At 54.4% G+C, this 20,380-nt stretch carries 20 protein-coding genes and 1 other annotated feature; of the genes, 15 read left to right on the forward strand and 5 right to left on the reverse strand.

The genetic code is table 11. The features are described from left to right. Nucleotides 1-14: 14 nt before the first annotated feature. A complete protein-coding gene (gene hisG / locus HV213_RS10680; protein ID WP_142462761.1) occupies nucleotides 15-914 on the reverse strand; it encodes an ATP phosphoribosyltransferase in 900 nt (299 codons plus the stop codon). Nucleotides 915-961: 47 nt separating this feature from the next. Beyond that, nucleotides 962-1,084 (reverse strand) — a sequence feature (His leader region). Beyond that, entirely contained in the window at nucleotides 1,060-1,110 is a 51-nt protein-coding gene (hisL, locus tag HV213_RS10685; RefSeq protein WP_009654477.1) for a his operon leader peptide, read from the reverse strand. Its footprint overlaps the feature before it by 25 nt. A 139-nt stretch (nucleotides 1,111-1,249) precedes the next feature. Between hisL and HV213_RS10690 the strand changes: the two genes are divergently transcribed. The 5 genes from HV213_RS10690 to HV213_RS10710 all read left to right on the forward strand — a co-directional run bounded on the left by HV213_RS10690 (nucleotide 1,250) and on the right by HV213_RS10710 (nucleotide 6,000). After that, a protein-coding gene (locus HV213_RS10690; protein ID WP_181482878.1) for an IS3 family transposase occupies nucleotides 1,250-2,505 on the forward strand; the annotation gives its coding sequence in 2 pieces (ribosomal slippage) (nucleotides 1,250-1,601 and nucleotides 1,601-2,505; 1,257 coding nt in all). Nucleotides 2,506-2,600: 95 nt separating this feature from the next. Continuing rightward, nucleotides 2,601-3,425, forward strand: a complete 825-nt coding sequence (locus HV213_RS10695; RefSeq protein ID WP_139536462.1) for an SDR family oxidoreductase — start codon at nucleotides 2,601-2,603, stop codon at nucleotides 3,423-3,425. A gap of 38 nt (nucleotides 3,426-3,463) precedes the next feature. Then, on the forward strand, nucleotides 3,464-4,354 hold the full coding sequence (locus HV213_RS10700; RefSeq protein WP_181485683.1) for a LysR family transcriptional regulator: 891 nt from the start codon (nucleotides 3,464-3,466) through the stop codon (nucleotides 4,352-4,354). 235 nt (nucleotides 4,355-4,589) lie between these two features. Further along, complete coding sequence (gene yoeI, locus HV213_RS33715) at nucleotides 4,590-4,652, forward strand: membrane protein YoeI (RefSeq protein ID WP_096335043.1); 63 nt, start codon at nucleotides 4,590-4,592, stop codon at nucleotides 4,650-4,652. Then, nucleotides 4,642-6,000 carry an APC family permease gene (locus HV213_RS10710; protein ID WP_180349487.1) on the forward strand — a complete coding sequence of 453 codons (1,359 nt, stop codon included), beginning with the start codon at nucleotides 4,642-4,644 and terminating at the stop codon, nucleotides 5,998-6,000. The genes yoeI and HV213_RS10710 overlap by 11 nt, the downstream gene beginning before the upstream one ends. Before the next feature lie 174 nt (nucleotides 6,001-6,174). Here the strand turns inward: HV213_RS10710 and HV213_RS10715 are convergent, their stop codons facing one another. After that, nucleotides 6,175-6,486, reverse strand: a complete 312-nt coding sequence (locus HV213_RS10715) for an ArsR/SmtB family transcription factor (protein WP_004103633.1) — start codon at nucleotides 6,484-6,486, stop codon at nucleotides 6,175-6,177. A 238-nt stretch (nucleotides 6,487-6,724) separates the two neighbouring features. Between HV213_RS10715 and fusA the strand changes: the two genes are divergently transcribed. Then, a complete protein-coding gene (gene fusA, locus HV213_RS10720) occupies nucleotides 6,725-8,827 on the forward strand; it encodes an elongation factor G (RefSeq protein ID WP_181485684.1) in 2,103 nt (700 codons plus the stop codon). Between the two features lie 114 nt (nucleotides 8,828-8,941). Here the strand turns inward: fusA and sbcB are convergent, their stop codons facing one another. After that, on the reverse strand, nucleotides 8,942-10,366 hold the full coding sequence (gene sbcB, locus HV213_RS10725) for an exodeoxyribonuclease I (RefSeq protein ID WP_181485685.1): 1,425 nt from the start codon (nucleotides 10,364-10,366) through the stop codon (nucleotides 8,942-8,944). A 180-nt stretch (nucleotides 10,367-10,546) separates the two neighbouring features. Between sbcB and dacD the strand changes: the two genes are divergently transcribed. From dacD to HV213_RS10765, 8 genes are all read left to right on the forward strand, one after another. After that, entirely contained in the window at nucleotides 10,547-11,713 is a 1,167-nt protein-coding gene (gene dacD / locus HV213_RS10730; protein ID WP_181485686.1) for a serine-type D-Ala-D-Ala carboxypeptidase DacD, read from the forward strand. 333 nt (nucleotides 11,714-12,046) lie between these two features. After that, a complete protein-coding gene (locus HV213_RS10735) occupies nucleotides 12,047-13,267 on the forward strand; it encodes an ISL3-like element ISCfr12 family transposase (RefSeq protein WP_097758571.1) in 1,221 nt (406 codons plus the stop codon). 64 nt (nucleotides 13,268-13,331) lie between these two features. Beyond that, a complete protein-coding gene (gene sbmC, locus HV213_RS10740; RefSeq protein ID WP_181485687.1) occupies nucleotides 13,332-13,805 on the forward strand; it encodes a DNA gyrase inhibitor SbmC in 474 nt (157 codons plus the stop codon). Between the two features lie 98 nt (nucleotides 13,806-13,903). Continuing rightward, nucleotides 13,904-14,962, forward strand: a complete 1,059-nt coding sequence (locus HV213_RS10745) for an FUSC family protein (protein ID WP_142514892.1) — start codon at nucleotides 13,904-13,906, stop codon at nucleotides 14,960-14,962. A 168-nt stretch (nucleotides 14,963-15,130) separates the two neighbouring features. Beyond that, on the forward strand, nucleotides 15,131-15,466 hold the full coding sequence (locus HV213_RS10750; protein ID WP_181485688.1) for a DUF496 family protein: 336 nt from the start codon (nucleotides 15,131-15,133) through the stop codon (nucleotides 15,464-15,466). 197 nt (nucleotides 15,467-15,663) lie between these two features. After that, complete coding sequence (locus HV213_RS10755) at nucleotides 15,664-15,876, forward strand: bifunctional adenosylcobinamide kinase/adenosylcobinamide-phosphate guanylyltransferase (RefSeq protein ID WP_181485689.1); 213 nt, start codon at nucleotides 15,664-15,666, stop codon at nucleotides 15,874-15,876. A gap of 65 nt (nucleotides 15,877-15,941) precedes the next feature. Further along, nucleotides 15,942-16,682, forward strand: a complete 741-nt coding sequence (gene cobS / locus HV213_RS10760) for an adenosylcobinamide-GDP ribazoletransferase (protein ID WP_181485690.1) — start codon at nucleotides 15,942-15,944, stop codon at nucleotides 16,680-16,682. 109 nt (nucleotides 16,683-16,791) lie between these two features. Beyond that, nucleotides 16,792-17,949, forward strand: coding sequence for an integrase core domain-containing protein (locus tag HV213_RS10765; protein ID WP_181482744.1), 1,158 nt, complete (start codon nucleotides 16,792-16,794; stop codon nucleotides 17,947-17,949). A gap of 150 nt (nucleotides 17,950-18,099) precedes the next feature. Here the strand turns inward: HV213_RS10765 and HV213_RS10770 are convergent, their stop codons facing one another. Further along, a complete protein-coding gene (locus HV213_RS10770) occupies nucleotides 18,100-19,209 on the reverse strand; it encodes an adenosylhomocysteinase (protein WP_181485691.1) in 1,110 nt (369 codons plus the stop codon). Nucleotides 19,210-19,520: 311 nt separating this feature from the next. Between HV213_RS10770 and HV213_RS10775 the strand changes: the two genes are divergently transcribed. Beyond that, nucleotides 19,521-20,252, forward strand: a complete 732-nt coding sequence (locus HV213_RS10775) for an HPP family protein (protein ID WP_181485692.1) — start codon at nucleotides 19,521-19,523, stop codon at nucleotides 20,250-20,252. Nucleotides 20,253-20,380 lie beyond the last annotated feature (128 nt).

Here is a 20,380-nt window from a genome sequence, read left to right on the forward strand (position 1 = left end):
ACCGACCCGCCGGATTACTCCATCATTTTCTCAATCGGCAGGACCAGAATGGAGCTGGCGCCCAGCGCTTTCAGTTTTTCCATGGTTTCCCAGAACAGGGTTTCGCTACTGACCATGTGCATCGCCACGCGCTGCTTGTCGCCTGCCAGCGGCAGAATGGTCGGACGCTCGGCACCCGGCAGCAGGGCCACCACTTCTTCCAGACGCTCGGTCGGCGCGTGCATCATGATGTATTTTGATTCGCGGGCCTGAATCACGCCCTGGATACGGGTCAGCAGGCGGTCAATCAACTGCTGTTTAGCGTCGGCCATCTCGCCATCGCGCTGAATCAGGCAGGCTTTGGAGCGGAACATGACTTCTACTTCGCGCAGGCCGTTCGCTTCGAGGGTCGCGCCGGTAGAGACCAGGTCGCAAATCGCATCGGCCAGACCGGCGCGCGGGGCGACTTCAACCGAACCGTTCAGCAGGCAGGATTTAAAGCTGATGCCTTTCTGATCGAGATAACGCTTCAGCAGGTGCGGGTAGGAGGTGGCGATGCGTTTGCCGTCCAGCGCTGCCGGGCCATCCCAGTTTTCATCCGCCGGCGTTGCCAGCGACAGGCGGCAGCCGCCGAAATCGAGACGGCGCAGGGTGAAGTAGCGTGGATCTTCGCCCTGAGCGCGGCGGCTCAGCAGTTCTTCTTCCAGCACGTTTTCGCCGATAATCCCCAAATCGACCACGCCATCCATGATAAGGCCCGGGATATCGTCATCACGCACGCGCAGAATGTCGATCGGCATATTTTCCGCCATCGCGATCAGGCGCTGGGTGTGCAGATTCACTTTGATGCCGCAGCGGCTGAGTAATTCGCGTGAATCTTCACTTAAACGCCCTGATTTCTGAATAGCTATGCGTAAACGGCTGTTGTCTAACATTCTTGTTTTCCTCTGTATACCTGTCTGAATCTGTCCGAATTCGGTCCAAAAAAAAGCCCCCGGAAGTGAATCTTCCGGGGGCTCTCTTTGCGTTCATGCACCACTGGAAGATCCAAACGTCTTCCAGCACACATCGCCTGAAAGACTAGTCAGGATGATGGTGATGATGGTGGTTTTTAAATTGAACGCTGTTCATAAAATTCTCTGTGAATGACTATGCATTTGATGCCTTTTAACCTAAACCACTTCACTCGCATAAAGCAAGGGCTTTTTTCTATCATTTGACCCGTCCTGAATAGCGTTGACACGTTCCTGACTTAAATCCGGAGAACGTGATGATGACTGAGTTCAAACGCACCCAACGTGATTATCCTCTATCCTTTAAAATAGCCGTTGTTGAACAGGTTGAAAAAGGCGAGATGACCTATAAACAGGCTCAGCAGCGGTATGGCATTCAGGGGCGCTCCACCGTTCTTGTCTGGCTGCGTAAATATGGCCGGCTTGACTGGAGCCCCGGACTTCCTGACCTGGTGAAGAGGAAACTGCCTGTGGCTCAGACGACTGTCCCGCTTACACCCGAGCAAAGAATCAGGGAACTTGAAGAACAGCTTGAGCTGGCAAACCAGAAAGCTGAGTTTTTTGAGTCGGTTATCAATGTTCTGAAAAATGATTATGGGGTGAGCATCGTAAAAAAGCGGCCCGGCAAGTCCTCGCGCAAAGTCCGATCCCGAAAATAACCGTTACGCGTGCATGCCAGTTCCTGGGGCACAGCAGACAGGCATGGTACCAGGACAACACAAGGCGCAGAAAACGGCAGGAACATCATGCTCAGGTTCTGGAATTTGTTGCCCGCATCCGGTGTCGTCAGCCGAGAATCGGTACGCGTAAACTGCACTATCTGCTGAATACTCAGGCCGATAAAACGCTGAATATCGGGCGGGACCAGCTGTTTAACTTGCTGGATGAATACCGGCTCCTGGTGCCGGTGAAACGGGCATATCACAAAACCACCAACAGCCATCATCGCTTTCACTGGCATCCTAACCTGCTGAAACCCGGCCCTGAACAGGTTATCGCCCTTGAGCCGGAGCAGGTCTGGGTTGCCGATATTACTTACCTTCCGCTACGTAGCGGCACGGCCTATCTGAGTCTGGTCACCGATGCCTGCTCCAGAAAAATCGTGGGTTACCATGTCGGGGAAAACCTGCAGACAGAAAACGTGGTAAAAGCGTTCAGACAGGCGCTGAGGCGGAGAAAAACGACAGGTCCGCTGGTACATCATTCTGACAGAGGGCTGCAATACTGTTCAGCGCTCTATCAGTCAGTCCATGAAAGAAACGGGATAACCTGTTCAATGACCGATGGTTACGACTGCTACCAGAATGCACTGGCAGAGCGAATAAACGGTATCCTGAAAAATGAGTTTTTACTCTCGCGTCCAGCCGATCTGGCACAAGCCAGAATGATGGTAAAAGAGTCGGTGGGAATTTATAACCATGAGCGGCCACATCTGGCCCTGAAGTACAAAACGCCCGATGATGTTCATCAGGCGTTTTATCGACAGAAAACTGTCAACCTATATCAGGACTAGTCAATTAATTCATTTCATATTGACCGAAGAAATTGTCAGTTGCCCCCGCCTGGCGTAGCCTTAAGTCAGCACAGCGAAAAGTCAGGAGCAAGGGGATGAAAAAGGTCGCAATTGTAGGTTTAGGATGGCTAGGTATGCCGCTTGCGCTGTCGTTGATGTCGCGTGGATGGCAGGTGACCGGCAGTAAGACCACGCAGGATGGCGTGGAAGCGGCGCGGATGTGCGGTATCGACAGCTATCCGCTTCGCCTGGAGCCGCAGCTGGTGTGTGACACCGAAGACCTGGATGCACTAATGAACGTTGATGCGCTGGTGATCACCTTACCGGCGCGCCGCACCGGGCCGGGGGAGGATTTTTACCTGCAGGCGGTACAGGAAATCGTTGATACCGCGCTGGCGCATCACGTGCCGCGGATCATATTTACCAGCTCAACGTCCGTTTACGGTAACGCCAGCGGCACGCTGAGAGAGAACTCACCGCGCGACCCGCAAACCGCCAGCGGGCGCGTGCTGAAAGAGCTGGAGGACTGGCTGCATAACCTTCCTGGTACGTCGGTGGACATTTTGCGCCTTGCCGGGCTGGTAGGACCATCGCGCCATCCGGGGCGTTTCTTTGCCGGGAAGTCCGCGCCGGACGGCCAGCACGGCGTCAATCTGGTGCATCTCCAGGATGTGATTGCCGCCATTGAGCTGTTATTACAGGCCCCGAAAGGCGGGCGCATCTATAATATATGTGCGCCTAAGCATCCTGCGCGCGGCGTGTTTTACCCGCAGATGGCTCGCGAACTTGGGCTTCCTGTGCCGGTATTCAGTGATAATCCGGAGAATGGTACGGGCAAGATCGTTGATGGCAACCGTATTTGCAACGAACTGGGGTTTGAATATCAATACCCCGACCCGCTGGTGATGCCGATGGAGTAATCCGCCAGCGGCGAATCGCCTACCGTAAGGGGATAGCGATGAAACCACTGCTGGATGTGCTGGTGATCCTTGATGCCCTCGACAAAGAGGGCAGTTTTGCCGCCGCCTCGGCGAAGCTCTATAAAACGCCTTCGGCGCTGAGCTATACCATTCATAAGCTGGAAAACAATCTCAATATCCAACTTCTTGACCGCAGCGGCCACCGGGCGCGTTTTACCCGTACCGGACAGATGCTGCTGGAAAAAGGGCGCGATGTGCTGCATACCGTCCGCGAGCTGGAAAAGCAGGCGGTAAAGCTGCATCAGGGCTGGGAAAATACGCTGGTGCTGGCCGTCGATAACACTTTTCCTTTCTCTTTATTAGCTCCGTTGTTGATGGCGTTTTATCAGCAGCACCCCGCTATTCGCCTTGAATTCCGTCGTGACAACACCTCTGCAGGCTGGCAGCCACTCACGGAAGGGCGGGCGGATCTCTTGCTCGGGGCGTTGAGCGACCCTCCGGCATTGAGCGGCTACGGCTTTGCCTCTCTGGGCGCGCTGGCTCAGGCGTTTGTTGTTTCCCCAAAGCACCCGCTTGCTCAGTCTACCAAAACCTTGGGCTGGCAAGCGCTGCGGCGCCATCGTGCAATTATTACCCACCCCCTATGGTCGCAAGGTGAAAGTCAGGATAGCCTGACGGTATTTGATCTCCCCAGCCAACTGATGTTGCTTTGCGCCGGGCTGGGATGGGGCTATTTGCCGTTATTTCAGGTTCAGCCTTTATTAGCGAACGGCGACTTACAAATAATCAAGACGACGGTGCCTGAACCGCTAAATTGCGCGTGGATTGGCTGGAATGAAGATATCTGCGGGCTTACGGGCGAGTGGTGGCGAAATGAGATATTAGCAAATAGTGCTATTCGTCAGGTCTATAATACTAAAATTGTATGAATATTAATCTGTTAGAGAATTGCTGTGATTATTAGGCCTTGCAACATCTTGTCATCGTGCCAGTAGTTGTTGCAAAATACGCGTCCTGAAAATCAGAAACTGGCCGACGCTTTTTTAAAGTGTCGGTTATTTTTTTGGTTGAAAGACACATCATTCAATACCAAGAGGCCGGGCTTCGTACCGGATAGATATTTACTAAAAACCGACAGTGGTTGTCGCTGAGGAATACAAAGAAATGGGGCAATTTTTTGCTTACGCGCTGGCGTTCACCGTAAAAGGGGATAACTATGTCGCATAACGCTACTCCAAAAACCTCTCGCGTGGAATTACGTAAAACGCTTACGTTGATTCCGGTTGTCATGATGGGCCTGGCCTATATGCAGCCAATGACGCTGTTTGATACGTTTGGTATCGTCTCTGGATTGACTGATGGTCACGTCGCGACGGCTTACGCTTTCGCCCTGATCGCCATTCTCTTCACGGCACTGAGCTACGGTAAACTGGTTCGCCGTTTCCCGTCGGCGGGTTCCGCTTATACCTACGCGCAGAAATCCATTAGCCCGGCTGTCGGCTTTATGGTTGGCTGGTCATCGCTGCTGGACTACCTGTTCATGCCGATGATTAACATTCTGTTGGCGAAAATTTACTTTGAAGCGCTGGTGCCTTCCATTCCGTCGTGGATCTTCGTTGTCGCGCTGGTGGCCTTTATGACCATCTCTAACCTGCGCAGCATCAAAACCGTGGCGAACTTCAACACCCTGATCGTTATCCTGCAGATGGGTATCGTGGCGGTGATTGTTGGCCTGATTATCTACGGTGTTGCGCACGGTGAAGGCGCGGGCACGTTGACCAGCACCCGTCCGTTCTGGTCTGAGGGTGCGCACGTGGTGCCGATGATTACCGGCGCGACTATTCTGTGCTTCTCGTTCCTCGGCTTTGACGGTATCTCTTCTCTGTCTGAAGAGACCAAAGACGCAGAGCGCGTGATTCCGAAGGCTATCTTCCTGACCGCGCTGATTGGCGGCCTGATCTTTATCGGCGCTTCCTACTTCCTGCAGCTGTACTTCCCGGATATCTCGCGCTTTAAAGATCCGGACGCGTCGCAGCCTGAAATTATGCTGTACGTTGCGGGCAAAACCTTCCAGTGGGGCGTGCTGATTTTCTCCAGCGTCACCGTTCTGGCATCCGGTATGGCCGCGCATGCTGGCGTTTCCCGTTTGATGTACGTAATGGGCCGCGACGGCGTGTTCCCGACGCGTTTCTTCGGCTACGTGCATCCGAAGTGGCGTACTCCGGCATGGAACGTGCTGCTGGTTGGCGCGATTGCTCTGCTGGCGATTAAATTTGACCTCGTGACGGCGACGGCGCTGATTAACTTCGGCGCGCTGGTGGCATTCACCTTCGTTAACCTGTCGGTGATCTCCCAGTTCTGGATCCGTGAAAAACGCAATAAGACGCTGAAAGACCACTTCAACTATCTGGTTCTGCCGGTGTGCGGCGCGTTGACCGTTGGCGCGCTGTGGATCAACCTGGAAGAGAGCTCCATGGTTCTCGGCCTGATCTGGGGCGGTATTGGTCTGGTTTATCTGGCCTGCGTGACCAAAAGCTTCCGCAACCCGGTACCGCAGTACGAAGACGTTGCTTAATCACGCGTTGTGATAAGAAAAGCCGAGGGGAAACCTTCGGCTTTTTTGTGTCCGGCATTCGCTGATTCCCCGGTGGCGGCTGTCGCCTTACCGGGGCTACGGGTTTCTACGATCTGGTAGCCCGGACAGATGCGCAGCATCGCCTCCGGGAGATACGGCAGAAATGGGGACGGTCTACTTCTCTTGCTGCATCACCTTAAGCAGCGTATCCAGCAATCCAGGAAAGCGCGCGTCTAAATCTTCCCGGCGCAGCGAAATCAAATTCTCCCGCCCCTGTGGCCGCTGCCAAATCACACCGCTGTCGCGCAGGACGCGCCAGTGGTGGGTCATGGTCGACTTGGCCACATCTTCATGGCGCAGAGCATTACAGCTCTGCTCGCTGCCGTCGGCAAGGATGCGGATAATCTCAAGTCGTAGCGGGTTACCGAGGGCAAAAAGGACATTTTCCAGGCGGATTTGTTCACGTTCGGGGTGATTGGCGATCATAATATTCCTGTGTCGGCGGTTGTGCTGCTCCGCGAGCAGCAGCCCGTATCGGCGGCTGGCCGGTAATATACCCAAACTGCTTTTTTAAAGCCACGCGCGTCGTCGCAGCTTCACCAATAGTAACGATAGCAAAAATAGTTCGAATATACTCGTACAGTTGTACTATGATAGATGGCGTTAAATGAATCGCGGCTCATTCCGGCCGCTTACTGACAGTCAAAATGACTAAGGACGCATCATGCCCCGACCCATCCCCCTCGAACGTTATCGCAACATCGGTATCTCCGCGCATATCGATGCCGGCAAAACCACCACCACCGAGCGCATCCTGTTTTATACCGGGATGAGCCACAAGCTGGGGGAAGTACACGATGGTGCGGCAACTACCGACTGGATGGCTCAGGAGCAGGAGCGCGGGATTACCATCACTTCCGCTGCGGTGAGCTGCTTCTGGCCCGGTATGGACCGCAGCTTTGAGCCGCATCGAATCAACATTATCGACACCCCCGGGCACGTGGATTTCACCATTGAAGTAGAACGCTCAATGCGCGTACTTGATGGCGCAGTGATGGTTTACGACTCCGTCGGCGGCGTACAGCCGCAGTCGGAAACCGTCTGGCGGCAGGCGAATAAATACCATGTCCCACGGCTGGCCTTCGTCAACAAGATGGACCGCCCCGGGGCGGATTTCTTCCGCGTGGTGCAGATGATGACCGACCGCCTGAAGGCGAACCCGGTGCCTGTCGTCATTCCTGTTGGCGCGGAAGAGCACTTCACCGGCGTGGTGGATCTTATCAAGATGCGCGCCATTCTGTGGGATGACGCCACCCAGGGCATGACCTTCAGCTATGCGCCGGTGCCTGACGACCTCCTGGAAACCGCCCGCGTGTGGCGGGAGAAAATGGTCTCGGCGGCGGCGGAAGCCAGCGATGAACTGATGGACAAATATCTGGAAACCGGCGATTTGAGCGAGGATGAAATCGTCGCCGGGCTGCGTCAGCGCACCGTGAAAGGCGAAATTCAGGCGGTATTGTGCGGTAGCGCGTTCAAAAACAAAGGCGTCCAGCGGATGCTTGATGCGGTAGTCGAGCTGATGCCGTCGCCGCTGGATATTCCGGCGATTCAGGGCGTTGATGAGAAGGGAGAGCCCGCTGAGCGTCACCCGAGCGACGACGAGCCGTTCTCAGCGCTGGCCTTCAAGCTGATGACCGATCCCTACGTCGGACAGCTGACCTTTATCCGCGTCTATTCCGGGACGTTGAGAAAAGGCGATGCGGTGTGGAACCCGGTAAAAGGTAAAAAAGAGCGCATCGGGCGTATTGTGCTGATGCAGGCCAACGATCGCCATGAGGTGGACGAGCTGCACGCCGGGGATATTGCCGCCTGCGTCGGCCTGAAGGATGTCACTACCGGCGACACGCTGTGCGACCCGAACGCGGTGATTACTCTGGAACGAATGGAGTTTCCGGAGCCCGTGATTTCGCTGGCGATTGAACCGAAAACCAAAGCCGATCAGGAGAAAATGGGCATCGCCCTGCAGCGGCTGGCGGCGGAGGATCCGTCGTTCCGTCTGCATACTGACGAAGAGTCCGGGCAGACAATCATTTCCGGGATGGGCGAACTGCATCTGGAGATCATCGTCGACCGCATGAAACGTGAGTTTGGCGTTGAGGCGAATATCGGTCGTCCACAGGTAACGTATCGCGAAACGATCCGCAAAACGGTGAAAGAGGTGGAGGGTAAGTTCGTCCGCCAGTCCGGTGGTAAAGGGCAGTACGGTCATGTGGTACTAACCCTTGAACCGCTGGAGCCGGGTAGCGGTTTCGTGTTTGAAGATGCCACCAAAGGCGGCGTGGTGCCGCGTGAGTACATTCCTTCAGTGGAAAAAGGGCTGCGCGAAGCGCTGGGCTCCGGCGTGCTGGCGGGCTATCCGGTGGTGGATATCAAAGCGACCCTGACCTTTGGTTCGTATCACGATGTCGACTCTTCGGAAATGGCCTTCCGCATGGCGGCGATTTTCGGCTTCAAGGAAGGGGCGCGCAGAGCGGATCCGGTGATTCTCGAACCGGTGATGCATGTGGAAGTGGAAACGCCGGAAGATTACGCCGGTAACATTATGGGCGATCTCTCTTCCCGTCGCGGGATGGTGCAGGGGATGGAAGAGCGGTTCGGCAGCCAGATTATCCGCGCCGACGTGCCGCTGGCCGAAATGTTTGGCTATTCCACCACGCTGCGTTCGATGTCTCAGGGCCGGGCGACTTACAGCATGGAGTTCCACCACTACGCACAAGCCCCGCACAACGTAGCAGAGGCGATTATCGCTAGCCGCGCTAAAGGCTAAGTAACCTTCCCGGAGGCGATGCTGCGCATCTGTCCGGGCTACAAAATCCGCAAAACCTGCGGGCTCGTAGCCCGGACAGGCGCGTCAAGCGCCGCCTCCGGGAATTTCGCCCAATCAAACAATCTCCTGCGCGTACTGCCACAGCGCCTTCAGCTGCGCCAGCTTCTCTTTATCATCCGCATGCTGTTGATACAGCATCTGCAGCTCATCGGCATAGGCCTGTAAAAACTCTGGCGTAAACACCTCACGACGATGCTCCAGCCAGCGCTGCTGCTCGGTTTCATCCAGCGTGCCGGGGAAATTGCGCGCACGATAGTTGAATAACAGACGCTCAATACGTTTATCAGCGAAGGTAATATCCAGCGCCGGCAGGTTATGCGGCTCGGTCTCAAGCACGATTTTCATTGCCGCGCGATCGGCATCGCTGAAAAAGCCGTTATATAGCTGGGCATCGACGTTATCGGACGGCACAAAAGGCTCCGCTTCGGCAAAAATCGCCACCACTTTTTCGCGTACCTGCGGATTAGCCCGTAGCTGCTGGGCGTTATCCAGACAGCGCTGGATATTGATCCCCAACCGGTCGGCATCCTGCGGGCGCAAAGTGTTTTGCTGCGCCAGCACCGGGCACTTATTGAGATGCACCAGCTTAATCGGTACTGCGGCCAGGTCGCCCAGCTCGCTTTTCGGCGTATACAGCCGCTCGCGCAGGGTATCGGCATCCAGCTCCAGCAGCGGAGAGATATCCCCGGCCAGGTCGACCATAATTACTGCATTACGATTATCCGGATGCCAAGCCAGCGGAGCCACCAGGCTGGTATTGCCCCGCGCCGCGCCAAACATGCCGGAAACATGCACCAGCGGTTTGATCTGCGGAACGTCAATCAACGTCGCCAGCTTGCGTTTGTTGCGATAGGTATATAGATAGTCAAACAGGCGCGGCTGCTGGGTTTTCACCAGTTTTGCCATCGCAATGGTGGCGTAAACGTCGGCCATCGCGTCGTGGGCGTTGCTGTGCTCGATTCCGTTGGCGACGGTCAGATGCTCCAGACGAAAGCTTGGCAGGCCATCTTCATTTTCCGGCCAGTTGATCCCTTCAGGGCGCAGTGCATAGCAGGCGCGCATCACGTCCAGCAGATCCCAACGAGAGTTGTCATGCTGCCAGCTCCAGGCGTAAGGATCGTAAAAATTGCGATAAAAGATATTGCGCGTCACTTCGTCATCGAAGCGCACGTTGTTGTAGCCGACGATACAGGTTTTCGGCACCGTGAACAGATCGTGAATGCGGCGGGCAAAGGCGGCTTCGTTGTCGCCTTTGGCGATAGCTTCCTGCGGCGTTATTCCGGTTATCATTACCGCTTGCGGCTGAGGCAGATAGTCATCGGCGAGCTTGCAGTAGAAGACCTCTGGTTCACCGACAACGTTCAGATCTTCATCGGTGCGAATGGCGGCAAACTGCGACGGTCGGTCGAGCGAAGGGCTGGTGCCGAAAGTCTCGTAATCGTGAAACAAAAATCCGGGCTGGTTGGCGCTATCTTGCATAATCTGTTCATTATCCCTGGTGGCGAGCAGCCATCATGGTAAACGATTTACCGGGCCATCAGAAGGGCATCGACTTTGCCCATCGTCTGAGATGTCATATTTTCTTGCAATTAAACCCTGATATGAAACGAGAAGTTCCGTAAAAAGGACGGCGAATCTGTCAATTTAGAGGATATGCCGTTGAAAGGCCGTTTGTTTATTGCTGTAACTTTGCTCGCTGCGAGCGTTTCCTGCGCATTTTCCGCTAATGATTTTCCCGTCAACGTGACGCCGCCTTCCATTCAGGCCGGTTCCTGGGTGCTGATGGATTACACCACCGGTCAGATCCTGACTGCGGGTAACGAGCATCAGCAGCGCAATCCCGCAAGTTTGACCAAACTTATGACCGGCTATGTGGTTGACCGCGCCATCGACAGCCACCGTATCACCTTTGACGATATCGTCACCGTTGGCAAAGATGCCTGGGCCAAGGGTAATCCGGTATTCGACGGTTCTTCCCTGATGTTCCTCAAGCCTGGCGACCGCCTTAGCGTGCGTGATTTGAGCCGCGGGCTAATTGTTGACTCTGGTAACGACGCCTGTGTGGCGTTGGCGGACTACGTTGCGGGCGGTCAGCCGCAGTTTGTCGCGCTGATGAATAGCTATGTGGAAAAACTGCACTTAAAGGATACCCACTTCGAAACCGTTCACGGCCTGGACGCACCGGGGCAACACAGTTCGGCCTACGATTTGGCCGTGCTCTCGCGGGCGATAATTCATGGCTCGCCGGACGTGTATCATATGTACAGTCAGAAAAGCCTGACCTGGAACGGCATTACCCAGCAGAACCGTAATGGCCTGCTATGGGATAAAACCATGAACGTCGATGGCCTGAAAACCGGCCATACTTCCGGGGCGGGATTTAACCTGATTGCTTCGGCGGTGGATGGTCAGCGCCGTCTGATTGCGGTGGTGATGGGGGCTGAAAGCCCGAAAGGGCGCGAACAACAGGCGGCGAAGCTACTGCACTGGGGTCAGCAAAATTTCGACACCGTACAGGTTTTGCAGGACGGCAAACAGGTCGGGGTTGAGCGTATTTGGTATGGTGATAAAGAGCAGATTACGCTGGGCACCGATCAGGACTTCTGGCTGGCATTGCCGAAGTCGGAAGTGTCACGCATTAAAGCCAAATATGTGTTGGATAAAAAAGTACTGGAAGCGCCGATTGCCGCCCATCAGCGGGTCGGTGAAATTTCGCTTTATGACGGCGATAAAGTGGTGGCCCACTGGCCGTTGGTGACGCTGGAAAGCGTCGGCAAGGGCGGTGTTTTCTCGCGCTTTAGCGATTATTTGCATCAGAAGCTGTAACTCTCCGGCCGCTCCGTTCTGGAGCGGCACCTCGTAGCTGTTTGATTATTATGCCACTTTGGTTGGCGCTTCGTTTAGTTTCTGTCAACTACCCCTTGCATTTTTGCCGTTGACCTCTCTTGACCTTGGGATCAGTATCGGTCTCGAACTGCCGTTCAGCTTCTAATCGCATGGCGGCTTTTTTTTAGGCTTTTTCACACGCGATTTTTGTGAATTACCGCACATACTATGGGTGATAGTACTGTTAGATATACATGTATATTCATGGGTCTTCCCTTGTTGTGGTGGCTGAAGGCATGATAATGGCGTATTAAATCGCCAGAGGTCACCACCATGGACGAAAAGTCCCTCTATGCACATATCCTCAACTTGTCAGCTCCGTGGCAGGTAAAGTCTCTTTCTCTCGATGAAAATGCCGCTTCTGTTACCGTTACAGTCGGAATCGCTGAAAATACTCAGTTAACCTGTCCAGCCTGCGGGAAATCCTGCCCCGTTCACGATCACCGGCATCGTAAATGGCGCCACCTCGATACCTGCCAGTTCGCCACAATAGTTGAAGCCAGTGTGCCCCGAGTTATGTGTCCGAAGCATGGATGCCAGACTTTGCCTGTTCCGTGGGCGGGGCCCGGCAGCCGGTATACGCTGCTGTTCGAATCATTCGTGCTTTCATGGCTGAAAATCAGCACTGTTGATGCAGTCAGGAAACAACTCAAACTGAGCTGGAATGCCGTTGACGGCATTATGACCCGCGCGGTTAAACGAGGTCTTGCACGGATAAAAAAGCCGTTAGCAGCCCGGCATATGAATGTGGACGAGGTCGCTTTTAAAAAAGGACATCGTTATATAACGGTGATCTCCGATCGTGACGGGCGGGCGCTGGCTTTAACGGATGATCGAGGTAAGGAAAGTCTTGCCGGTTATCTCAGAACCCTGACTGACGGACAGCTACAGGCCATTAAGACGCTCTCAATGGACATGAATGCGGGCTATATAAGAGCCGCGCGCATCCACTTACCGTGTGCAGTTGATAAAATCGCCTTTGACCGCTTCCACGTAGCGAAACAGCTGGGTGAGGTGGTGGATAAAACCCGCCAGAATGAACATCCCCGTCTTCCGGTTGAAAGCCGCCGTCAGGCCAAAGGTACCCGCTTCCTGTGGCAGTACAGCGACAAATGGATGACTGAGTCCCGGCAGGAAAAGCTGATGTGGCTGCGGGAACAGATGCAGCAGACAAGCCAGTGCTGGACACTGAAAGAGCTGGCCAAAAATATCTGGGATCGCCCATGGAGCACAGAACGCAGGTATGACTGGTTGCAGTGGATATCGCTGGCGTCTGAATGTGATGTGCCGATGATGAAAAACGCAGCGAAAACCATCAAAAAACGGTTATACGGAATACTGAATGCGATGCGTCATCGGGTCTCGAATGGTAATGCAGAGGCGCTGAACAGCAAGATCAGACTGCTGAGGATAAAGGCCAGGGGATACCGAAACCGGGAGCGCTTTAAGCTGGGAGTGATGTTCCACTATGGAAAACTGAATATGGCGTTCTGAGTCTTCCCACCATGATCGGGGAAGACCCATATTCATACAGTATTTTATCAACAATGGAGGTAGCATGGACTATAACGTTAAATCCGTGGGCAAAAGAAAAATCGCTGGTTTTCATCTGGTCGGTCCCTGGGAGCAGACGGTAAAACAGGGCTTTGAACAGCTGATGATGTGGGTTGATAACAGCCAGGTTCCGGCACAGGAGTGGGTTGCTGTCTATTACGACAACCCTGATGAAGTCCCGGCGGAAAAACTGCGCTGCGATACTGCCGTCACGGTAGCGGAAGACTACGAGCTCCCCGCTAACAGCGAAGGTGCGATGATGACCGAAATCGCCGCCGGAGATTATGCTGTCGCCCGCGCCAGAGTCGAAAATTTTGATTTCAAAACGCCGTGGTGTCAGTTCTTCGACAGCCTGATGCAAAGCAAAGAGTATCAGATGACGATGGATCCCTGCTTTGAAGTCTATCTTAACGACGGTGATAAGGATGGCTACTGGGATATCGAGATGTACATTGCGGTCGAGCCCTCGGTGAAATAAGGCTTTGTCCCCTCAGTGGACAAGGTTTCTTACATTCGCGTGATGCTTGCGGCGAAAAAGCAGTTACAATTGGCGTTTTCGTTGTGTCGGAGTCGGTTGTGCGCGCGGATAAATCACTTAAGCCATTTGAAATTCGGCTGTATCGCCATTACCGCATAGTTCATGGTGTGCGAATAGCATTGGCCTTTGTGCTCACCTTTCTGCTGGTGCGCTTGCTTAAGGTTCCGGAAGGGACCTGGCCACTCATCACCCTTGTGGTGGTGATGGGGCCCATCTCCTTTTGGGGAAACGTGGTGCCGCGTGCGTTTCAGCGCATCGGCGGCACCATTCTTGGTTCGGCCCTCGGGCTGGTGGCGCTCAAGCTGGAGCTTATCTCGCTGCCCATTATGCTGCTGTGGTGCGCGGCGGCAATGTTCCTCTGTGGCTGGTTGGCATTGGGTAAAAAGCCCTATCAGGCGCTGCTGATTGGCATTACGCTGGCGGTGGTTGTCGGTGCGCCGCCGGGAGACATGAATACTGCGTTGTGGCGAAGCGGCGACGTTATCTTTGGTTCCCTGCTGGCGATGCTGTTTACCGGTATCTGGCCGCAGCGGGCGTTTCTGCACTGGCGTATCCAGATGGCCAGCTACGTCACCACTTTTAACCGGCTGTATCAGGCGGGCTTTTCGCCGAATCTCGTTGAACGTCCGCGTCTGGAAAAACATCTGCAAAAAGTGCTCAACGACGTGGTGAAAATGCGTGGTTTGATCACCCCGGCCAGCAAAGAGACGCACATCCAGAAATCCATCTTCGAGGCGATCCAGACCGTCAGCCGCAATCTGGTCTGTATGCTGGAGCTGCAAATCAATGCTTACTGGGCCTCAAGGCCCGGTCACTTCGTGATGCTTAATGCCCATACGCTGCGTGAAACCCAGCAAATGACTCAGCAAACGCTGCTGACCATCGCTCATGCACTCTACGAAGGTAACCCGCAGCCAATTCTCGCCAATAATGAAAAGCTGAATGAAATCGTTGCCGAGCTGCGTCTGCTTATTAAAGAGCAGCAGGATGAGAATTTCTCCGAAACGCCGATCCATGGTTATGTCTGGTTAACCATAGAGCTGGCGCGCCAGCTTGAACTGCTGTCGCATTTAATCTGCCGGGCGTTGCGTAAATAAAGACCAGATACGCGCGGTTTGCCCATCGCTTGCTTCGATTCAGCAGCGTTTAGGGTTATGATTAGGGCAAAGGAAAAAACATTGTCATCAGCGGCTGCTAACAGTTATGTTAGCCCTATGTAGCAGTCGCTTTAGCGAATCCGAATCTCAAATATTAGGGGTGTAAAAATGGAAACAATTAAGCCTTCTTTCCAGGACGTACTGGAGTTTGTTCGCCTGTACCGTCGTAAGAACAAGCTGCAGCGTGAAATTCAGGACGTTGAGAAAAAGATCCGTGATAACCAGAAGCGCGTACTGCTGCTGGACAACCTCAGCGACTACATCAAGCCGGGCATGAGCGTTGAAGCTATTCAGGGCATCATTGCCAGCATGAAAAGCGATTACGAAGATCGCGTTGACGATTACATCATCAAAAATGCTGAGATCTCCAAAGAACGTCGCGATATCTCTAAAAAGCTGAAAGTGATGGGCGAAGCGAAAGTCGAAGACAAATCTGCCGAGTAATCCATGTTTTAGTGCCCCGGTGGCGGTTCTCGCCGCCGGGGTTATCCCTCTTTAAATCTGCGTTATCTCTCAAATCCTCAGCAAAACAGCCCGCATAACGCTGACCCAATCCCCTGTAATTTGGTATACTCCCGCCGTAAACATATTGATATCGGAAGGGTTTATCTCATGCTGTCCCTGCAACAGGTGCCGCCGCGATGATACTGATTGCCGGTGGCGCGCATAGCGACCAATGCCGTGATGCCGAATCTATACTCAACACCTTCGTTTCGGCTGCCTACATCGTCACCTCCTGGATTTCCGACAATCAAGTAACCGCTCGCATCCAACACCACCGTGATACCCGGTTGGCTCACTGGCGTCTGGAAGATGGATGCCAGGGATTTTTTGCAAAATTGCTACGCGGATAAATCGGGTAGCGGTCGGCGATAAATCACCGCTGACCGTGGGTTTTATCGACAGGAGTCTCACTTCAATGATTAAGTCTTTTTTTGCCGCATTATCGTTTATCAGCCGCCTGCCGGTCCCGGCGCGTTTGTCCCAGGGACTGGAGATAGAACAATATCAACGCAGTATCGTCACTTTTCCATTCGTCGGGCTTTTGCTGGGGGCTATCGGCGGCGCGGTGGTGATGCTGCTCCAGCCGTGGTGCGGTGGCCCGCTTGCCGCGCTGCTCGGCGTGCTGGCGCTGGCGCTGTTGACTGGCGGTTTTCATCTTGATGGTCTGGCGGATACCTGCGATGGCATCTTCTCCGCCCGTCGCCGTGAGCGGATGCTGGAAATCATGCGTGACAGTCGGCTAGGAACCCATGGGGGTTTGGCGCTGATCTTCGTGCTGGTCGCTAAGGTGCTGGTGGTGAGCGAAGTCGCGCTACGTGGGACGTCGGCAATTGCTGCGCTGGCGGCCGCCTGCGCCGTGGGTCGCGGGATGGCGGTGCTGCTGATGTATCGCCAGCGCTACGCCCGGGAGGAGGGGTTGGGTAATCTGTTTATCGGCAAGATTACGCTGCGTCAGACGCTGATTACCATGGGGATAGCTCTGGTGCTGGCGACGCTGCTGCTCGGAGTCAACGGTTTGCGAGCGGCACTCATCACGGTGGTGCTGGTCTGGGCGTTGGGTCAGGCGCTGAAGCGTACCCTGGGTGGGCAAACAGGCGATACATTAGGCGCAGCGATTGAGCTGGGGGAAGTGATATTTCTGCTGGCGCTGCTGTAGGAATTGCTTTCTTCCCGGTGGCGCTGCGGTATGAACCGGAAACATGGGTAACACTTTAGACCGGATACATGGGTAACAGTTATAACTGGCATAGAAGAGGAGACTCACTATGCCCTGGACTGAGACCCGACCTATGCAACGTCTTGATTTTATCCGTGCCTGCCATGCAGGTACGGGCTCCTTCTCTGCTCTTTGCCGTCTTTTCGGCATCAGCCGAAAAACTGGCTATAAATGGCTTGAACGTTTTGACCCTTCTGACCTCTCATCTCTCTCTGACCGCTCACGCGCTCCCCACTCCCACTCCCGGACTGTTCCTGATGATATCGTCGGGCATCTGACTGCCCTGCGTCAAAAACACCCTGACTGGGGGCCTAAAAAACTGCGGATGTGGTTGCTCAATCACCATGTCGATTTTACCGTACCTGCTGCCAGCACTATCGGCGATATCCTCAAGCGTGAAGGCCTGGTCCCGGATAAAAAGAGAAAACGCAGAACACCGGGTAATCGCCAGCCCCTGACCCTCATCACTGAGAACAATCAGGTCTGGAGCGCTGATTTTAAAGGCAAGTTCAGGTTGCTGAGCAGAGAGTACTGCCATCCCTTCACTCTGACCGACAATCACAGCCGATATCTGCTGAGCTGCCGTGGAACATTCCGGGAGAGTGAATCCTTTGTCAGAGAGTGCCTGACTGATGCGTTCCTGGAATATGGCCTGCCGGAAGTCCTCAGAACTGATAACGGTCAACCCTTTGCGGGAACAGGTATAGCCGGATTAAGCCGTCTTGCCGTCTGGCTAATCAAGCTGGGCATCAGACCGGAACGTATCAGAAAGGGTCATCCGGAAGAAAATGGCCGCCATGAGCGAATGCATCGCTCCCTGAAAAGTGCGGTGAAATATGGCAACACCTTCATGACGATGGCAGAACAACAGCGGTGGTTCAGTGACTACCGGGAAGAGTTTAACCACGAGAGGCCGCATGAAGCCCTGGCAGGCGCAACGCCCGGAACGGTGTGGCAACCGTCGGGCCGACAATGGGATGGCAGTGTTCCGGAATATGTGTATCCGGCAGGAGGCACGGTCTACAGGGTGAAATCGAGGGGAACACTTTATATGGGTAAAAAGGGGGCGGTGTTCCTGAGTGAAGCGCTGACTGACGAGTACATTATGCTGAAAGAACAAGATGATGGCCTGGAAGCCATCATCTTTAATGGAATAACGCTTGCGTACTATGACCAAAAAAACCAGAGTGTGCTCCGGATAGACTAAAAAGTGTTACCTATCTTCCCGGTCTGATCTGTCACCTATGTATCCGGTCATACACTGCGCTGACCGGGCTACGGGTTGGCACTGTCTACAAGCTGGGTAGCCCGGACAGGCGCATCGCGCCGCCTCCGGGAAATTATTCAGCGCCTACGCCTACAGCGCTTTTTGCCACACGCTCTGCGGCAGCAGATAAACGTCCGCTGGCGCGTTCATTCCGTCGGTCACGATATGCTGAATGCCGCTGGTCATCACCGCCAGGGTGACGTCGAAGGCGTTCAGGCTATCGCCAAAACCGGCGGTCAGGTTGAGCATTGAGCCATTAGCCATCAGATACACGGTTTTATCGCCCATCCGATAGGCGTTGATATACGGCATCACCTCTTCATGGCTGAACTGGCGCAGGTACTCGCAGTCAATTTCTTCCGCCACGTGGCCGACGTTAAGGATAAACACGCCATCTTTGGCCTTATCCAGCGCCTGTCTATTGACCACTTTTTTACCACCGGTCGCCGTGGCAACGACGTCTGCTGAGGCAATCGCTTCCTGTAATTCAACCACGTGCCAGCCGTCGTAGGCCGCCTGGAGTCGACGGGCCGGATCGATTTCCGCCACCATCACCTGGCCGCCGAAGGCTTTTGCTGCCGCCGCTACGCCCTGACCAACCAGACCATAACCGATCACCAGTACTTTTTTCTCATGCAGGGTGAGATGGGTGGTCTGGAAGAAGGTGTGCCAGGCGGTCAAACCGACCATATGGCGGTTGTGCAGCCCCTCTTTAACCGGTAAATCATCCCAGTTAAAAATCGGATAGCCGGGACGGATATCGCCCAGGCGACTGACGCCGGAACCCGTCGCTTCAAGCCCAGCCACGATGTTGCCGAACTCGCCGCGCTGATGCAGCAGCGTGGTAATATCCGCGCCCATTTCACACAGATGCGTCGGCTGCCAGGCTATCGCTTTTTCCCAGGATTGCTGCCAGTCGGCATCGCTCATATCGCGCCATGCACAGGCTTCTGCGCCGCGTTCCACCAGCCAGGCGACAACCTCGTCCTGTACCGTCGTTGGATTACAGGTGGTGAGGAAAACTTTCGCGCCTTTCTCGAGGATCCCCTGTACCAGCGGGATCATTTTCATATCAAGATGCATGCAGCAGGCCAGGCGGACCTGGCTGAGGTCGGGCAGGGCGGCAACCTGGCGCAGGGTGCGCGGCATATTCTGACTGGCCCATGCCACTTCTTTCTCTAAATTTGTTTTGTTATTCAATGTGGTTGACCTTCAATCCATAGAGTGGGTATACCCGTCATACTTTAAGTTGCATGTGCGTTGGCTTCCTCGCTCACCCCAGTCACTTACTAGAGTAAGCTCTTGGGGACTCACTGCGTTGCCGCCTTCCTGCAACTTGAATTATTTAGGGTATATATCCCGACGGGGAGAGTGATTTTAACGTAGCGTGTAAATTTTTTATATTCACAAAATGAATACTGTAAAGCCACGATAAAGACATGGTTGTTAAATTATGGTTAAAAAAAGAAAATGAAACATAAGTTCTTATTATGACGTAAGCGAGTTGTACGATGTTAAGCGTTTTACCCGGATCGTTCTTTTCACGGATCCGTATCTTCCTTGGCCGTTTGAAACCACATGCTTTGCCGGTCGCCAGAAAGCACATTGTTTTGGCGTCGATCGGTGCCGGGACGGGGCTGGCGGTAACCAGCATGTTCAGCCACTGGTTGCTGGGCGAAGTCAATCTCTGGTTTATCGCGCCAATGGGCGCATCGGCGGTGTTGCTGTTTGGCGTGCCGAGCAGTCCGCTAGCCCAACCGTGGTCGATTGTCGGCGGCAACGTATTATCGGCGCTCATCGGAGTGACGGTGGGGATACTGGTCCCCGATCTCGCGCTGGCCTGCGGCGTGGCGGCAGGGCTGGCGATCGCCGGAATGTATTTCCTGCGTTGCCTGCATCCGCCGGGCGGGGCGGTGGCGTTAACCGCGATCCTCGGCGGCGCTGGCGTGCAGAGTGAAGGCTATCACTTTGTTTTAACTCCGGTATTACTCAACTCCTTAATGCTGGCGCTGCTGGCCATTGTCTTTAATAATCTGGTTGGACGCCGCTATCCGCACCCGCTGGCGGCGGAAGAAGTGAAGGCGAAATCGGTGCCGCTGGGCATCGCAGTGACGCGCGACGATATCCACGCGGCGCTGCTCGACGGTCAGTTTCTCGATATTGATGAAGATGACGTGCAGGAACTGCTGGAAAATATCGAGCAGAAAGCCAGGCTGCGGATCGCCGGCACGCAACGATCCTGATTTTCTTTCCTACCACCGGGGGAACGTGAATTTACTTCGCGTTCCCTTTTTTATTGTACTTCCTCCCGACCAATAGCCGAGTCCGGCAATTCTTCACGCCCCGTACGCACAAAACTCTGCGGATCGTG

Source organism: Klebsiella sp. RHBSTW-00484 (genome assembly GCF_013705725.1).
Classification (GTDB): domain Bacteria; phylum Pseudomonadota; class Gammaproteobacteria; order Enterobacterales; family Enterobacteriaceae; genus Klebsiella.

Bases quoted from the DNA above. Each gene is read 5' to 3' on its own strand.
- hisG (WP_142462761.1), bottom strand. From the start codon at position 914: ATGTTAGACAACAGCCGTTTACGCATAGCTATTCAGAAATCAGGGCGT.
- HV213_RS10695 (WP_139536462.1), top strand. From the start codon at position 2,601: ATGAAAAAGGTCGCAATTGTAGGTTTAGGATGGCTAGGTATGCCGCTT.
- HV213_RS10700 (WP_181485683.1), top strand. From the start codon at position 3,464: ATGAAACCACTGCTGGATGTGCTGGTGATCCTTGATGCCCTCGACAAA.
- HV213_RS10710 (WP_180349487.1), top strand. From the start codon at position 4,642: ATGTCGCATAACGCTACTCCAAAAACCTCTCGCGTGGAATTACGTAAA.
- HV213_RS10715 (WP_004103633.1), bottom strand. From the start codon at position 6,486: ATGATCGCCAATCACCCCGAACGTGAACAAATCCGCCTGGAAAATGTC.
- fusA (WP_181485684.1), top strand. From the start codon at position 6,725: ATGCCCCGACCCATCCCCCTCGAACGTTATCGCAACATCGGTATCTCC.
- sbcB (WP_181485685.1), bottom strand. From the start codon at position 10,366: ATGCAAGATAGCGCCAACCAGCCCGGATTTTTGTTTCACGATTACGAG.
- HV213_RS10735 (WP_097758571.1), top strand. From the start codon at position 12,047: ATGGACGAAAAGTCCCTCTATGCACATATCCTCAACTTGTCAGCTCCG.
- sbmC (WP_181485687.1), top strand. From the start codon at position 13,332: ATGGACTATAACGTTAAATCCGTGGGCAAAAGAAAAATCGCTGGTTTT.
- HV213_RS10750 (WP_181485688.1), top strand. From the start codon at position 15,131: ATGGAAACAATTAAGCCTTCTTTCCAGGACGTACTGGAGTTTGTTCGC.
- HV213_RS10755 (WP_181485689.1), top strand. From the start codon at position 15,664: ATGATACTGATTGCCGGTGGCGCGCATAGCGACCAATGCCGTGATGCC.
- cobS (WP_181485690.1), top strand. From the start codon at position 15,942: ATGATTAAGTCTTTTTTTGCCGCATTATCGTTTATCAGCCGCCTGCCG.
- HV213_RS10765 (WP_181482744.1), top strand. From the start codon at position 16,792: ATGCCCTGGACTGAGACCCGACCTATGCAACGTCTTGATTTTATCCGT.
- HV213_RS10775 (WP_181485692.1), top strand. From the start codon at position 19,521: ATGTTAAGCGTTTTACCCGGATCGTTCTTTTCACGGATCCGTATCTTC.